Origin of the sequence: Kribbella sp. NPDC003557, assembly GCF_040610805.1 — a bacterium.
GTDB lineage: Bacteria > Actinomycetota > Actinomycetes > Propionibacteriales > Kribbellaceae > Kribbella.
Genome location: NZ_JBEXMY010000011.1, coordinates 39,509 through 53,686, shown reverse-complemented (window position 1 = coordinate 53,686; position 14,178 = coordinate 39,509). Strand labels below are relative to the sequence as shown.

The window sequence follows — 14,178 nt, the reverse complement described above, 5'->3', positions numbered from 1 at the left end:
TCAGGAAAGGAACCTGGCGAGCGTTTCCGGGTCGCGGGCGATGGCGGTGGTCCGGTCGTCGGCGGTGATGATGGGGCGCTGGATGAGGATGGGGTCGGCGACCATCGCGGCGATCCATTCGGTGCGGTGCGCCGGGTCGCGAGGCAGGGTTTCGAGCGGCTTCGCGGCCTGCTCGTTGTGGCGGACGACGTCCCAGGGTTCGAGGTTGAGGCGGGTCAGGACGGTCGCGAGTTCCTCGGCTGTGGGCGGGTCGTCGAGGTAGCGCCGCACGGTGTAGTCGATGCCTGCCTCGTCGAAGGCGTTGGTGGCCGCCCGGCATTTCGAGCAGGCAGGGTTGATCCAGATCTCCACGGGGTCTCCCGGCGTCAGCGGTGGTTGAACCAGAGTTTGGTGGGTCGCTGGAGCAGGAGGATCAGCAGGGTCACGTGAACGGCGAGACCGAGCAGGCTGGCCGGCAGCGCCATGATCCCGCCCGCGATGCCCATCGCGCCGACGGCGATCAGCACGTAGCGGGACCACGGGCGGCGCTTGCGGAGATAGAGCGCGGGGATCAGGTACACGAGCGCGCACACGAGGGTGGCCGCGACCGCGACCGGCACGTTGCCCCGGGAGCCGGTGAGCACTTCGGAGATCTGGTCGCCGGCCGAGGTGAGCGTGAGGCCCGCGAGCAGCAGGCACAGCGCACCGAGCCCGATCGCGATCACCGAGGCGACGGTGACCTGCTTGGGCGTCGCCGTCTGGTAGCCGTACGTGTCCGGAGCGGCACCGAACAACCCGCTGTACGGCCCCGGCCCGTCCCGCGCCGGCTCGTCACCACGCTGCCCAGTCATCCAACGTCCTTCCACGACCCCCACCACCGATCCTCCCAGATCGGCAAAACAGCGCTGCCCGGGCCGGTCGGCATGACCGGCCCGGGCAGCGAACCTCAGGAGGTGGTGCGCCTGCGGAGGAGGCTGGTGGCGCCGATGGCGACACCGAAGACCGCCAGGCCGGCGAGCAGGCGGACCCAGCTGCGGTCGCCTTCACCGGTGGCTCCGGCCAGCTTGAGCGAGTACGCCGTTGCGCCGGTCGCACCCTCGGGGGCACCGAACGGCATCGACTCGGTCTTGGCGCGGTCGGCGGCGGCGGACAGCAGGCTGTAGCGGCGGCCGAAGTCGCGTGCGGTGTCGGCGCCGTTCTTGGCCAGGACCTTCGCGCCTTCCTTGGAGAGTCGGTCGGCACCGTCGGGGACGGCGGGCGCCTGTTCGGTGGCGGTGCTGAGACCGTCCGCCAGCTTGCCCGACCCCTCGGCTGCGGAGCCGATGCCGGTCGCCAGATCCTTGGAACCCTGCGCCAGCTGGTCCGAGCCGGTCTTGGCCTGGCCGACGCCGTCGGCCAGCTTGCCCGTACCACCGGCCAGCAGCTCGAGCCCGTTGCCCAGCTGCCCGGTGCCGTTCACCAGCACGCCGACACCCGCCTTGAGCTTGCCCGTGCCGCTGGACAGCGCACCCGCACCCGTGTCGAGCTGGTCAGCGCCGTCCGACAGCTGGGTGAGGCCGGCCAGCAGCGTCTTACCGCCGGCCTGGATCTGCCCGACACCGGTCTGCAGACCGTTGACCCCGCCACGCAGGGTCTTGTCGGCCGGCGTGTCCTTCGAGGTGCCGACGCTGCCCTGCACGCTGGCCACCACGCCGGACACCAGCTGAGTCACGCCGGCATCCACCGCCGCGAGCCCCTGCATCAGACCGGGCTCCGAGTCCGGGCAGCCCGAGACCCGGTTGTCGAGCCCGCACTGCAGCTGCGCGATCCCTGGTACGGCGCGCTGGGTCAGCCGGCCCTTCAGGTACGCGAGCGCAACCTGCAGCTTGGCGGAATCCGGCAGCGGCTTGTCGAGATCGGGCACCGGGTCACCCATCGAGCCCATCTGGGCGATCACCGAGTCGAGGATCATCTTCTTGACCGGGTTGGTCTCCGGCCCGACGTTCAGCGCCCCGGCCGGACCGTTCAGCTGCGCGGCGGCGGCGCCGTAACACGCCTCGTCGTACGTTCCGACCGGCTTGCCGTTGCTGACCGCGTTGAGCGCATCCGCCGCGCAGTGCACGCCACCGCGCATCTTGTCGATTCCCGGACCGGCCGCGGCGAGCTGCTTCTTCAGGCTCTCCAGTCCGCCGAGCAGCGTGCCCTCGGTTCCGACCGAGCCGATTCCGGCGCGGAGCTGTGCGATGCCGTCGTGCAGGGGTTTCGCCTTGGTGGGCAGTTGGCCAATACCGCCGTACATCTGACCGAGTCCGTCTTCGACGCTCTTCAGACCGCCGCTGACCTGGTTCAGCCCGTCGATCAGGGCAGGAGCCTTGCCGGTGGCTTCGTCCAGTCCGGAGGCGAGCTTGCCGGTGCCGGTCTTCAGCTTGCCGGCACCCGCGGCGAGGTCCTTCGCGCCCTTCTGCAGCTGGCCCGCTCCCTTGTCCAGCTTGTTCGCGCCCTTGGCGGCCTCGCCGGTCTTCGTACGCACGAGAGAGGCACCTGACTCGAGCTCGGCCATGCCGCCGGCCAGCTGCGACGCACCGCTGGAGAGCTTCGTGGCACCAGGCGCGGCCTGGTTGGCGAGGCCTTCGTTCAGGGTCTTCGCACCGGCATTCAGCTGGAGCAGGCCGGCGAGCAGCTTCTGCGCGCCGTCCCGCAGCCGGATCAGGTTCGAGTCGAGCGTCGTGCCGCCCTCGACCAGGTCGGCGCCCTTCTCCGCGCCGCTCTGGTAGCCGGACACCGCGGTCTTGAACGCCGGGCTCTCCAGCGGGCTGACCGGCAACGCGGTCAGCTCGGCCTCGGGGACGATCGCGTCCCGGACGTCGGCCGCCCAGCCGAACTCCGCGGTCGCGGCGCCGACCGGCGGGAACAGCGTCGCGGTGAAGCTCAGCTTCGTACCGCCCTTGCCGTCGCCGGCCTTGTTCGCCTCGGCCGAGGTGACATCGCCGAACTCGGGCGGCAGCACCGTGGTGAGCTGACCGACCATCGGGATGACGACATCGGCCTCCTCGACGACCTGCTTGCCGTACCCGTCGGTGATCGTCACCGACTCCTTCTTGGCCGAAGTGTTCTCCACCACGTAGTGCGCCTCCAGCCGGCCTTTCTTGCCGACGACGTCACTGGGCTTGGACAGCTTCTTGCCGTTCAGGGTGTAAGTGACGGCGACCTTGATCGGCAGCTTCCTCTTGTCGAAGTCACTGACGGTCCGGATCCGCTGCTCGCCGTCCACCGACAGGTCCACGGCCATCTTGCCGTCCTTGACCGAGAAGCCGCCGAAGCTGTCCAGGTTGCGCAGGCTGTCGGTCGACACCGGGTTGGCGACCTGCACCTTACCGGTGCCGACGAAGGCGAGCTGCTCGTAGACGCGGGCGCCGTGGACCTTTCCGCTGGGGTCGAGCCGGGCCTGAACGGTCTCGGTGTTGGTGATCGTGACGGGTCCGGCGGAGACCGCGCTGGACGTGGCCAGCGCCTGGGACGTCGACAGGACGAAAGCGGACGGGACGGCGACGGCGGCAGCCAGTCCCCGGGTGATGCGTCGGGCGGTCACGCACGGTCTCCTTCGGTCGAGGCAAGCTCACGGGTGTCGTCGGCAGGGACCCAGACGACTTCTTCGGTCGGCTCGTCGGGCGGCACCTCGGAACGCCCGGCGGCCGGCACCGGTCGTGGCCGCAGGAGCGAGGTCGCCAGGAACCCGAGCCCGGCCGACAGCAGTACGCCGGTGGCCGCCGACGGCGACTGGGCCAGGAAGGCCGGGCTGTCCGCCGTGTAGGTCTCCTCGTACACGGCGACCATCGCGGCCGCGCCGAGCAGCAAGGTCCACAACGGGATCCGCTCGGCCGAGCCGGCCGTGAACGCCACGCACACGGCCACCACGGCGACGGCCGCGACGGCCCGGCCGGACGCCGAGTCCGGCAGATAGAGCGCCCGGACGGCGAAGCCGAGCCAGGCGACGAACAGCCCGATCAAGAAGCCGGCCGCGCGCATCGCCGGAGTGCGATCCTGCACCAGCCCCACCACACCGCCCAGTGCCCCGCCGACCAGTGCCACGTGCTGCGTGTCCAGACCGAGAGCTTCCCCGACCAGACACAACAGACCCGCGACGACGGCCAGCAGCGCACCGGATAGCAAGGTACTGCGCTGCATTGAGTCCTCCACTCACACCGTCGGACTCCGGGGACCCCCCGCCGGAAAATCCAAGTTTCAGGTACTTGAACTACTGTTCAGTACTCAGCTGACGGACGTTCCTACCAAGCAGTAACCACTGGTTTCAAGAGCGGAGAGATACCGACTCGCTACGACCGCAAGTTCAAGTGTTTGAAGGCATTCGCGGCCAATGCAAACGCCGGGCCCGCAAAACTCCCTTGCCGGGTCGCGGCCGCGGACGGGACAGTCGTCGCATGGACACGTTCGAACTGCGGACCGGCTCGGACGCGACACTCGAGGAGCAGTTGGTCGACGGCCTGGTCGAGTTCAACAAGTCACGCTCGACGGTCGTCCGCGAGAGGTTCGAGCCGGCGAACCTGAAGTCGGAGCCGGTGCAGGCGTTCGCGCTCGACGGCGTACTGCTGGGCGGATGTGTGGGCCGGGTCGAGCGGGTCTGGCACTGGCTGACGATCGACACGATGTGGGTCGACGAGGCGTATCGCGGCCGCGGGATCGGTGGTGCGCTGCTCCGGGCGGTCGAGGACGAGGCGCGCGGACGCGGGTGCCGATGGGCCGAGGTGACGACGTTCGACTTCCAGGCGCCGGAGTTCTATCGCCGGGCCGGCTACGAGGAGTACGGCGTGAAGCGCGACTACCCACCCGGCCACGCGAACTACTTCTTCCGCAAGGACCTCTAGCCGAAGAGCGGGGCCAGGTGTGGCAACGGGAGGAAGTGGACCGTGGTGCCGGTGGTGCCGTCCGTGGGGATCGGCTCGAGGTCGGTGATGGGGACGCCGAGCTCGTAGCGCTGCGTCCACGAGCCGTTGGTACGCCGGTTGGTGTGGACCAGCCACTCGCTCGAAGCAGCCACCACGGACATGCCTCGGCGCGGGTGACCGTCCGGCAGCAGCGGCGCCTGCGGATCCTCGAAGAAACGCAGGTCCTTGGTCGCCATGACCGGCTTCTTCACGACATTGCCGTGCTCGTCGACGCGGGTGTCCGTGCCGCGCCCGTAGTCGGTGACCGCGATCGACCCGTCAGCGTGCAGCTCCACCGAGCACTCCGGGCGGCGCCCCGTCGACTCGGCTTCGTCGCCCGGGTACGCGAGCACCTCCAGCAGCAGGTGGAGCACTCCGCCCGGCGCATACAGCTCGGGCTTCGCGCGCACCAGCTCCAAGTGCTCGTGATCGACCGAAGCAGCCCAGTCGTGGGTGGTGTTGATCCAGTCGGCACGCGAAGTCACCCGGCCATTGTCCCCGAGCAACCCACCTGAGCCGAAGGGGCCCGGTCACGAATGACCGGGCCCCCGACCAACCTCTCAGACGGTGACGTCCAGCGCGTCCTTCGACTCGTTGAGCGTGACCTTGACGGTCTCACCGTCGCGGATCGAGCCGTTCAGCAGGCCGCGGGCGAGCTCGTCACCGATCGCGGACTGCACCAGCCGGCGGAGCGGGCGGGCGCCGTACACCGGGTCGTACCCGGTCATCGCCAGCCACTCCATCGCGCCCTCGTCGACCACGAGCGTGATCCGCCGGTCGGTCAGGCGGCGCTGCAGCGCGTTGATCTGCAGGCCGACGATCTGCGTCAGCTCCTCGCTGCCGAGCGCGTCGAACAGCACGATCTCGTCCAGCCGGTTGATGAACTCCGGCTTGAAGGACTGCCGCACCGCGGCCATCACCTGATCGCGCTTGACCTTGTCGTCCAGCGTGACGTCGGCCAGATACGCCGAACCCATGTTGCTGGTCAGGATCAGGATCACGTTGCGGAAGTCGACCGTCCGGCCCTGGCCGTCGGTCAGCCGGCCGTCGTCGAGCACCTGCAGCAGGATGTCGAAGACCTCGGGGTGCGCCTTCTCCACCTCGTCGAGCAGGATCACTGAGTACGGACGGCGGCGGACGGCCTCGGTCAGCTGACCACCCTCCTCGTACCCGACGTAACCGGGCGGGGCGCCGACCAGCCGCGCGACGCTGTGCTTCTCGCCGTACTCCGACATGTCGATCCGGACCATCGCTCGCTCGTCGTCGAACAGGAAGTCCGCGAGCGCCTTCGCCAGCTCGGTCTTGCCGACACCGGTCGGGCCGAGGAACAGGAACGATCCGGTCGGCCGGTCCGGGTCCGAGATGCCCGCGCGGGCCCGCCGGACGGCGTCGCTGACGGCCTTGACCGCCTCGCGCTGACCGATCAGCCGGCGACCCAGCTCGTCCTCCATCCGGAGCAGCTTGCCGGTCTCGCCCTCGAGCAGCCGGCCGGTCGGGATCCCGGTCCACATCGCGATCACCTCGGCGATCTCGGTCGGGCCGACCTCCTCGTTGACCATCGCTTCGGGGCCCTCGGCAACCTCTTCCTCGGCGTCGGCCTCCTCCAGCTCCTTGGTGAGCTGCGGGATCTCGCCGTACAGCAGCCGGGACGCGGTCTCCAGGTCGCCGTCGCGCTGGGCGCGCTCGGCCTGGCCGCGCAACTCGTCGATGCGCTCCTTGATCTCACCGACCCGGTTCAGGCCGGTCTTCTCCCGCTCCCAGCGGGCCTCGAGCGCACGCAGCTCCTCCTCGCGGTCGGCGAGGTCGGCGCGCAGCCGCTCCAGCCGCTCCTGCGACGAGGCATCCTCCTCGCGGGACAGCGCGAGCTCCTCCATCTTCAGCCGGTCCACGGTCCGGCGCAGCGAGTCGATCTCGACCGGGGACGAGTCGATCTCCATCCGCAGCCGGGACGCGGCCTCGTCGACCAGGTCGATCGCCTTGTCGGGCAGCTGCCGGCCGGTGATGTACCGGTTCGACAGCGTCGCCGCGGCGACCAGCGCGGAGTCGGAGATCGCGACCTTGTGGTGCGCCTCGTAGCGCTCCTTCAGGCCGCGCAGGATCGCGATCGAGTCCTCGACCGACGGCTCACCGACGAACACCTGCTGGAAACGGCGCTCCAGCGCCGGGTCCTTCTCGATCCGCGTGCGGTACTCGTCCAAGGTCGTCGCACCGATCATCCGCAGCTCACCGCGGGCCAGCATCGGCTTCAGCATGTTGCCCGCGTCCATCGCGCCCTCGCCGGACGCGCCGGCGCCGACGACGGTGTGCAGCTCGTCGATGAACGTGATGATCTGACCGTCGGACTCCTTGATCTCGGTCAGCACAGCCTTCAGCCGCTCCTCGAACTCACCGCGGTACTTCGCACCCGCGACCATCGCACCGAGGTCCAGGCTGATCAGCCGGCGGCCACGCAGCGACTCGGGCACGTCTCCGGCCACGATCCGCTGGGCCAGCCCCTCGACGACGGCGGTCTTGCCGACGCCGGGCTCACCGATCAGGACAGGGTTGTTCTTCGTACGCCGGGACAGCACCTGCACCACGCGGCGGATCTCGGAGTCCCGGCCGATCACCGGGTCGAGCTTGCCGTCCTTGGCCCGCTCGGTCAGGTCGACGCCGTACTTCTCCAGGGTCTTGGTGGTCCCCTCGGCCTCGGGCGACGTGATCCGGCGGTTGCCCCGCATCTGGTCGAACGCCTGCAGCAATGCGTCCGCGGTCACGCCGAGCGCACTCTGCGCCGCGCCCTCCACCGTCGCGAGCGCGATCAGCAGGTGCTCGGTGGAGACGTACTCGTCCCCGAGCCCGAGGGCCCGCTGCTCCGCCTGGTTCAGCACGTCACCGGTCTTGCCCGACAGGCTCGGCGCCTGCACGCTGCCACCGCTCGCCTTCGGCAGGCGGCTCAGCTGCTCGGCGGTCTTCCGGCGGACGGCGTCCAGGTCGCCACCGGCCGCTTCGAGCAGCCCGATCGTCGTGCCCTCGGGCTGCGCGAGCAGCGCGGACAGCAGGTGAATCGGTTCCACGGTCGGGTTGCCCGCCGCGGAGGTCTGACGGATCGCGACCGACAGGGTTTCCCGGGCCAGCGTCGTCAACCGCTGAACATCCATCTGGTTCCAGCCTTTCAAGTTCCAGCAACAACAGTCACTGGGTACAACCTATCCAAAGTTGAGTCCATTCCACTCAACTCTGAAAAAGCTGGGGGAAATCTCAGGGTTCCTCCGGGCACGACGGACCCCCGCCCGGCGGGGACAGGACGGGGGTTCGGCGGACGGCCGCTCAGGCCGGCGGGGCGTCCTCCGGTACGCCGAGGTCTCCCCCGGCCCCGGTCGGGCGGACGATCAGCACGTCACATCCGGCCCGCTTGGTCACCTCGGTGGCGACCGTGCCGAGCAGCCGGTCGATCAGCGAGCGATCCTGGATCGCGCCCAGCACGATCAGGTCGGCCGACCGCTCCTCGGCGGTGGTGAGCAACGCCATGGCGGGTTCGCCGTCGACCAGCAACGCCGCCGCGACACTCGCGCCCTCGTCCCGAGCGGTCACGGTCGCCGCCTGCAGCGCCTGTCCGGCCGCCGCCCGGCCGAGCACCTGCCCCAGCCGCGCATCACCGCCGAGCGTCGCCACGTTCCGGGCCTCGGTACGGCGAGGAAGCTCGCTGAACGCGCACACGACGACCAGATCCGCGTCGTCGCGGACGGCCAGCCAGGCGGCCCGGGCGATCACCTGATCCGCCAGCCCGGAACCGTCCGTGCCGGCGACGATGGTGTGGTAGTCCTTCATGCTCATCGCGGACCTCCTCAGTGCCCGGCGGCCGGCAGGTAGCCGACCTCGTCGACGTCACGGACGATCGGCGGCTCCTTGATCCAGAGCATGACGGCCGCAGCCAGCCCGAGACACACCCCGGCGAACCGGATCGCGTTGTTCGGGTTCTCGCCGAGCACACCGGAGTAGATCGCGCCGAAGGTGACCGACTGGATCAGCATCGGGATCACGATCATCATGTTGATGATCCCCATGTAGACGCCGTAGCGGGTGGACGGGATCATCCGGACGGCCATGATGTAGGGCACACCCATGATCGACGCCCAGGCGATGCCGAGGCCGATGATCGGCACGAACAGCAGGTACTTGTTCTCCACCGACGGGAAGACCAGCAGGCCGACGGCCGCCAGCAGCAGGCAGACACAGTGCACGAGCTTCGCCCCGCGCTTGCGGGCGAACGCGACCAGGCTGAACGCCACGCTGAAGGTGACGATGTTGTACCAGCCGTTCACCAGGCCGGTCCAGGCGACCGCGTCCTCCTTGCCCTGAGGAGTCGGCGGGAACACCGACTTCGCGATCGACAGCGCGACGAACTGCCAGTAGCAGACCATCCCGTACCACTGGAACAGGTAGACCAGGCCGAGCTTGCGCAGCTCCGGCGGCATCTCGATGATCGCCTCGCCGATCTCCTTCAGGGCCGGGCCGAAGCCGCCCTTCTTCGCCCGCAACTGGGCGAGCTCCGCCTCGGTCGGCGGGATCTCGGGGGTCCGCAGCACGGAGACCAGCACCGACCCGATCGAGCAGACGGCGCCGAGCATGAAGGATCCGAGCACCCAGTACGGGATGCCTGCCTCGGTGCCGCCTTCGATCAGCTGCTGGAACACGTACAGCGACACGTTGGCCAGCGTGATGCCCAGGCCGGTGAAGAACGACTGCGCCAGGAATCCCTTGCCCAGCTGGGACGGCGGCAACTTGTCCGCGATGAACGCCCGGTACGGCTCCATCGCGGTGTTGTTGCTCGCGTCGAGCAGCCACAGCAACAGGACCGCCATCCAGACCGCGGTGACGAACGGGAACAGGAACAGGCACACGCTGCAGCCGATCGCGCCGAGCACGAAGAACGGCTTGCGGCGACCCCAGCGCGGGCTCCAGGTCCGGTCCGACAGGGCGCCGATCAAGGGCTGGATGAGCAGGCCGGTGATCGGTCCGGCGAGGTTCAGGATCGGCAGGTCGGCCGGGTCCGCCCCGAGGAACTCGTACACCGGGTTCACGGCGGTCTGCTGCATGCCGAAGCTGTACTGGATGCCGAAGAAGCCGAGGTTCATCACCAGGATCTGCGGCATCGTCATCAAGGGCTTCTGCCGGACGATGGCCGTGTGCTGCAGGTCGGTCCGTCCTTCGACCGTGGTCATGCCACGGCTCCGTGCCCGTTGCTGCTCACCAGGTAGGCCTGCAGCCGGGTGAGCTCCCGCTCCCAGCCCTCCCCGTGCCAGCCGGCTACGTCGGGCTCGTACGGCCCCTGGATGACCCGGACCAGCGTGCCGTCCCGCCCGGTCTTGGAGAACTCGACCCGCAGCTCGAGCGGTACGTCGGGATCGATCCCCGGGTCGCCCGTGATCCGCTCGCGGGACACGAACACGTCGGGCTCGAAGTACTCGGTGTAGACGCCGTCGGTGCCGACCCGCGTCCCCGGATCGCTGTCGCGCACCTTGACGTGGTGATGGCGGCCGCCGAGCCGCAGGTCACCGCTGACCGAGTCCAGTTCCACGTGCCAGCCGGGCGAACCACGCCAGCGCGCGAGTTCGGCCGGCTCGGTCCAGGCCTTGAAGACCTGGGCGCGGGGGAAGTCGAACTGGCGCTCCACCGTGACGATGACATTGGCAGTCACAGCTCCTCCTCGGGGGGAGTACGGTAAAAGCGTTTTCACCCGGAGTGTGACATCCATCACTCACCTCGACAAGAGCGTGTCGACTTGACAGCCAAAGGTCCTTATTTTCTGACGCCTTCCCGGGGTTACGCTGGAGAGAACTGCGATGCAAGCGTTTTCACCAGGAGGGGTTCGTGAGCCCGGACCGGCCCAGCATTCTCGACGTCGCCGCGCGCGCGGGAGTGTCCCCCGCGACGGTGTCCAGGTCGCTGCGCGGGCTGGCGAAGGTCGCCCCGCAGACCCGCCGCCGGGTCCTCGACGCCGCCGCCGAACTCTCGTACGTCGCCTCGCCGCAGGCGGCCGGACTGGCCTCCGGGCGCACCGGCGCCGTCGCCGTGGTGGTCCCGTTCATCACCCGCTGGTTCTTCAGCACGGTCGTCGCCGGCGTCACCGACGCGCTCCGGGAGTCCGGGTACGACGCCGTGCTCTACCACCTCGGCGGCGCGGACCACCGGGACCGGTTCTTCGAGCAGATGCCGCTGGCCCGGAAGGTCGACGGCATCCTGTCGCTGTCGATGCCGCTGACCGAGGACCACACCTTGGCATTGCGTGCCCTCGACCTGCCGCTGGTCAGCGTGGGCTCGCACATCCCGGGCTCGCCGTCGGTGCGCATCGACGAGGTCGCGGCCGCGCGAACGGCGGTCAACCACCTGCTCAACCAAGGACACGAGCGGATCGGCTTCATCGCCGGCACCCCCGACGACCCGCGGTTCGGTTTCGTGTCCTCCGAGCTCCGGCGCCAGGGCTACGAGTCCGCGCTCAGCGCGGCCGGCCTCCCCCAGGACCCCGAGCTCGTCGCGAGCGGACCCCATGGGCTCGACGGCGGATCGGCCGCGATGACCCAGCTCCTGACCGGCTCCGTGCTGCCGACCGCAGTCTTCGCGGAGTACGACGAGTTGGCGCTGGGAGCCTTGTGGGCCTTACGGCGTGCGGGAATGCACGTGCCCGATGCGATGTCGGTCGTGGGCATCGACAACCATGAACTGGCCCCGCTCGTCGAGCTCACCACGGTCGCCCAGGACGCGCACGAGCAGGGCAACGTCGCCGCACACCTTCTGCTGCAGGCGCTCGGCGCTCCGGACGCTGACATCGGCGCCGACCTCGTGCTTCCCACCCGGCTCGTCCTCCGCGGCAGCACCGCACCGCCGCGACAGTTCCGGTGACCTGCGGCCGGCCGTCGTTCAGCGGGTGAACTCGGAGGCGCGGATGCGGTACACCTGCAGGTTCAGGTCGTAGTACTTGTCGGTCTCGCCGACCCACTCCATCCCGAGGCGTCGCGCGGTGGCGATCGCGCGCTGGTTGGCGGGCCGTGCGACCGCGAACAGCTCGTCGACCTCCCCGCCGCTGAACGCCCAGCGCATCAGCTCCCGGCTGGCCTCGGTCGCATACCCGTGGCCCCAGGCGCTCGGCCGCAGCTGCCAGCCGATCTCGAGATCCTCCTCGTACGGGGGCAGCAGCCGGATCAGCAACGCGCCGACGACCTCGTGATCGGTCCGGCGTTCGACCGCCCAGCGGCCCGCCGGGACGACGAAGTTCGGCTGCGCCTCGATCCAGGACTGCAGGATCATCCGCATCGTCGCGGTGTCCGGCACCTTGTCGATGGCCGGTGACAACCAGGGCGCCACGTCCGCGGATCCGAAGATCTCCAGCGCGGCGTCGGCGTCGTCTTCCTCCCAGTCCCGGATCAGCAGCCGGTCCGTCTCCAGCTTCAGGGTCACCCCGCCAGGGTATGCGGTGCGCGCCCCGGCGCAAGGGCGCAAACGAGAGCCGCAGGGCGGTCCTGGAACGGACCACCCTGCGGGGGCCGAGGGGCGCTGGGGGGATAGCGCACCCTCGACTCGTGGAGGCGTCGTGGGGGAACAACGACCTCCACCTGGCCGGAGGCTCCGAGGAGTGGGTTTCGGAATGCCTCCGGCGGCTTCGGGGGCGGGGGATCAGCGCGAGCCGAGTTCCAGAGGCTGGGTGCGGATCCACCGGGTCGTGGTCTGCTGCCGGCCCATGGCGATCACGTCGCCGGCGGGACCGGCAGAGAAGACCCGGCTGGCGGCGGGACGCCGGGAGGCGCCGACACCGCGCTGGACCTCTGCCAGTAGCTGGTTGACCCGCTGACGCAGGTCCTCCACTTCGGACTGTAGCGCGAGAATGTGCCGAATACCCGCCAGGTTGACGCCTTCTTCCTGGCTGAGGTGCTGCACGTAGCGCAGCTTCGCCACGTCGTACGCCGAGTAGCGCCGGCCGCGGCCGGACGCCCGGCTCGGCACCACCAGGCCGAGCCGGTCGTACTGGCGCAAGGTCTGCGGGTGCATACCGGCCAGCTGGGCCGCCACCGAGATCACGTAGATCGGGGTGCGGTCGTCCCAGGTCGGCACCTGGCTGAACGGGATGCCCATCACGAACTCCCGAACAACCCGGCCCGCAGATCAGGCTGGTCCGACGCGGAGCTGAACTCCTGCAGCTTCTCCTTCTGCTCGTCGGTCAGCTCGTGCGGCACCTGCACCTCGAGGCTGAGCAGCAGGTCGCCCTTGGTCCCGTCCCGGCGGACCGACCCCTTGCCACGGACGCGCAGCTTGCTGCCGTTCGCCGTACCGGCCGGGATCCGGACCGTGACGGGCATGCCGTCCAGGGTCGGAACCTTGATCTCGGCACCCAGCGCCGCCTCGGTGAAGCTCACCGGGACGTTGAGCGTCAGGTGCTCGCCCTGACGGCCGAAGATCCGGTGCGGCTTGACGTGCACGGTGACGTAGAGGTCGCCCGCGGGGCCACCCCGTTCGCCGGCCGCGCCCTTGCCCTTCAGCCGGATCCGCTGACCGTCCTGCACGCCCGCGGGGATGCGGACCTGCATGGTCTTGCTCGACGTACCGCGGCCGGAGCCGTGGCAGGTCTCGCACGGCTGGTCGACGACCAGGCCGCGACCCTTGCACTCGGTGCACGGCTCGGTCATCGCGAAGACGCCGCCCTGCACCGAGGTCTGCATGCCGGTGCCCTCGCACTTGAGGCAGACCTTCGGAACGGTGCCGTACTTCGCGCCGGTCCCGCGACACGTCGGGCACGGCTCGTCGCTGGTCATCCGGAGCCCGACCGTGACACCGTTCACGGCCTCGGCGAACTCGATTGTCGCCTCGGTCTCGATGTCCTGACCGCGCCGCGGACGGGCGGTCGTGCTGGTCGTGGTCCGGCCGCCACCGCCGAACATCCCGCCGAGGATGTCGCCGAGCCCACCGCCGGCACCCTGGCCGCCACGGTTGAACAGGTCGCCGACGTTGAAGTCGAAGCCACCGCCCTGACCGCTGCCGCTCGGCATCCGGAAGCCGCCGCTGCCGAACAGCCGCCGCGCCTCGTCGTACTCCTTGCGCTTCTTCGGGTCACCGACGACGTCGTACGCCTCGGAGACCTCCTTGAACTTGGCCTCCGCCTTGGTGTCCCCGGCGTTGGAGTCCGGGTGGTACTGCCGGGCCAGCTTGCGGTACGCCTTCTTGATCTCGTCGGCCTCGGCGGTCTTGGAGACGCCGAGAACCTTGTAGAAGTCCTTCTCGATCCAGTCCTTCGTACTCATCTGGC

At 69.5% G+C, this 14,178-nt stretch carries 14 protein-coding genes; 2 read left to right on the top strand and 12 right to left on the bottom strand.

Translation table 11 applies throughout. The features are described from left to right. The 4 genes from ABZW60_RS36350 to ABZW60_RS36335 all read right to left on the bottom strand — a co-directional run bounded on the left by ABZW60_RS36350 (position 1) and on the right by ABZW60_RS36335 (position 4,143). Positions 1-351, bottom strand: coding sequence for an ArsC/Spx/MgsR family protein (locus tag ABZW60_RS36350; protein ID WP_355484764.1), 351 nt, complete (start codon positions 349-351; stop codon positions 1-3). A 14-nt stretch (positions 352-365) separates the two neighbouring features. Next, positions 366-830 (bottom strand): hypothetical protein, encoded by a 465-nt coding sequence (locus ABZW60_RS36345; RefSeq protein WP_355484762.1) that lies wholly within the window; start codon positions 828-830, stop codon positions 366-368. A gap of 95 nt (positions 831-925) precedes the next feature. Continuing rightward, positions 926-3,547, bottom strand: a complete 2,622-nt coding sequence (locus ABZW60_RS36340) for a hypothetical protein (protein ID WP_355484760.1) — start codon at positions 3,545-3,547, stop codon at positions 926-928. Continuing rightward, entirely contained in the window at positions 3,544-4,143 is a 600-nt protein-coding gene (locus ABZW60_RS36335) for a hypothetical protein (protein ID WP_355484759.1), read from the bottom strand. Before ABZW60_RS36335 ends, ABZW60_RS36340 begins: the two co-directional genes overlap by 4 nt. A gap of 254 nt (positions 4,144-4,397) precedes the next feature. On the opposite strand from ABZW60_RS36335, the gene ABZW60_RS36330 reads away from it, so the two are divergent. Beyond that, positions 4,398-4,841, top strand: a complete 444-nt coding sequence (locus tag ABZW60_RS36330; RefSeq protein ID WP_355484757.1) for a GNAT family N-acetyltransferase — start codon at positions 4,398-4,400, stop codon at positions 4,839-4,841. Here the strand turns inward: ABZW60_RS36330 and ABZW60_RS36325 are convergent. The 5 genes from ABZW60_RS36325 to ABZW60_RS36305 all read right to left on the bottom strand — a co-directional run bounded on the left by ABZW60_RS36325 (position 4,838) and on the right by ABZW60_RS36305 (position 10,581). After that, on the bottom strand, positions 4,838-5,386 hold the full coding sequence (locus tag ABZW60_RS36325; RefSeq protein ID WP_355484755.1) for a hypothetical protein: 549 nt from the start codon (positions 5,384-5,386) through the stop codon (positions 4,838-4,840). The two genes, ABZW60_RS36330 and ABZW60_RS36325, sit on opposite strands and share 4 nt — an antisense overlap. 75 nt (positions 5,387-5,461) lie before the next feature. After that, positions 5,462-8,041 (bottom strand): ATP-dependent chaperone ClpB, encoded by a 2,580-nt coding sequence (gene clpB, locus ABZW60_RS36320; RefSeq protein WP_355484754.1) that lies wholly within the window; start codon positions 8,039-8,041, stop codon positions 5,462-5,464. 169 nt (positions 8,042-8,210) lie between these two features. Then, positions 8,211-8,717, bottom strand: coding sequence for a universal stress protein (locus ABZW60_RS36315; RefSeq protein WP_355484752.1), 507 nt, complete (start codon positions 8,715-8,717; stop codon positions 8,211-8,213). An 11-nt stretch (positions 8,718-8,728) separates the two neighbouring features. Next, positions 8,729-10,105 carry an MFS transporter gene (locus tag ABZW60_RS36310; RefSeq protein ID WP_355484750.1) on the bottom strand — a complete coding sequence of 459 codons (1,377 nt, stop codon included), beginning with the start codon at positions 10,103-10,105 and terminating at the stop codon, positions 8,729-8,731. Next, entirely contained in the window at positions 10,102-10,581 is a 480-nt protein-coding gene (locus tag ABZW60_RS36305) for an SRPBCC domain-containing protein (RefSeq protein WP_355484749.1), read from the bottom strand. Before ABZW60_RS36305 ends, ABZW60_RS36310 begins: the two co-directional genes overlap by 4 nt. A gap of 173 nt (positions 10,582-10,754) precedes the next feature. Here ABZW60_RS36305 and ABZW60_RS36300 point away from each other — a divergent pair, with 173 nt between their 5' ends. Next, entirely contained in the window at positions 10,755-11,783 is a 1,029-nt protein-coding gene (locus tag ABZW60_RS36300) for a LacI family DNA-binding transcriptional regulator (RefSeq protein ID WP_355484748.1), read from the top strand. An 18-nt stretch (positions 11,784-11,801) separates the two neighbouring features. Here the strand turns inward: ABZW60_RS36300 and ABZW60_RS36295 are convergent, their stop codons facing one another. The 3 genes from ABZW60_RS36295 to dnaJ all read right to left on the bottom strand — a co-directional run bounded on the left by ABZW60_RS36295 (position 11,802) and on the right by dnaJ (position 14,173). Continuing rightward, a complete protein-coding gene (locus tag ABZW60_RS36295; protein WP_355484746.1) occupies positions 11,802-12,338 on the bottom strand; it encodes a GNAT family N-acetyltransferase in 537 nt (178 codons plus the stop codon). A gap of 216 nt (positions 12,339-12,554) precedes the next feature. Beyond that, positions 12,555-13,010, bottom strand: coding sequence for a helix-turn-helix transcriptional regulator (locus ABZW60_RS36290; RefSeq protein ID WP_355484745.1), 456 nt, complete (start codon positions 13,008-13,010; stop codon positions 12,555-12,557). Further along, positions 13,010-14,173 carry a molecular chaperone DnaJ gene (gene dnaJ / locus ABZW60_RS36285; RefSeq protein WP_355484743.1) on the bottom strand — a complete coding sequence of 388 codons (1,164 nt, stop codon included), beginning with the start codon at positions 14,171-14,173 and terminating at the stop codon, positions 13,010-13,012. Before dnaJ ends, ABZW60_RS36290 begins: the two co-directional genes overlap by 1 nt. Positions 14,174-14,178: the final 5 nt, after the last annotated feature.

Excerpts from the sequence above, each read along its gene's own strand:
- ABZW60_RS36290 (WP_355484745.1), bottom strand. The coding sequence starts at position 13,010 with ATGGGCATCCCGTTCAGCCAGGTGCCGACCTGGGACGACCGCACCCCG.
- ABZW60_RS36335 (WP_355484759.1), bottom strand. The coding sequence starts at position 4,143 with ATGCAGCGCAGTACCTTGCTATCCGGTGCGCTGCTGGCCGTCGTCGCG.
- ABZW60_RS36310 (WP_355484750.1), bottom strand. The coding sequence starts at position 10,105 with ATGACCACGGTCGAAGGACGGACCGACCTGCAGCACACGGCCATCGTC.
- clpB (WP_355484754.1), bottom strand. The coding sequence starts at position 8,041 with ATGGATGTTCAGCGGTTGACGACGCTGGCCCGGGAAACCCTGTCGGTC.
- ABZW60_RS36345 (WP_355484762.1), bottom strand. The coding sequence starts at position 830 with ATGACTGGGCAGCGTGGTGACGAGCCGGCGCGGGACGGGCCGGGGCCG.
- ABZW60_RS36315 (WP_355484752.1), bottom strand. The coding sequence starts at position 8,717 with ATGAGCATGAAGGACTACCACACCATCGTCGCCGGCACGGACGGTTCC.
- ABZW60_RS36330 (WP_355484757.1), top strand. The coding sequence starts at position 4,398 with ATGGACACGTTCGAACTGCGGACCGGCTCGGACGCGACACTCGAGGAG.
- dnaJ (WP_355484743.1), bottom strand. The coding sequence starts at position 14,173 with ATGAGTACGAAGGACTGGATCGAGAAGGACTTCTACAAGGTTCTCGGC.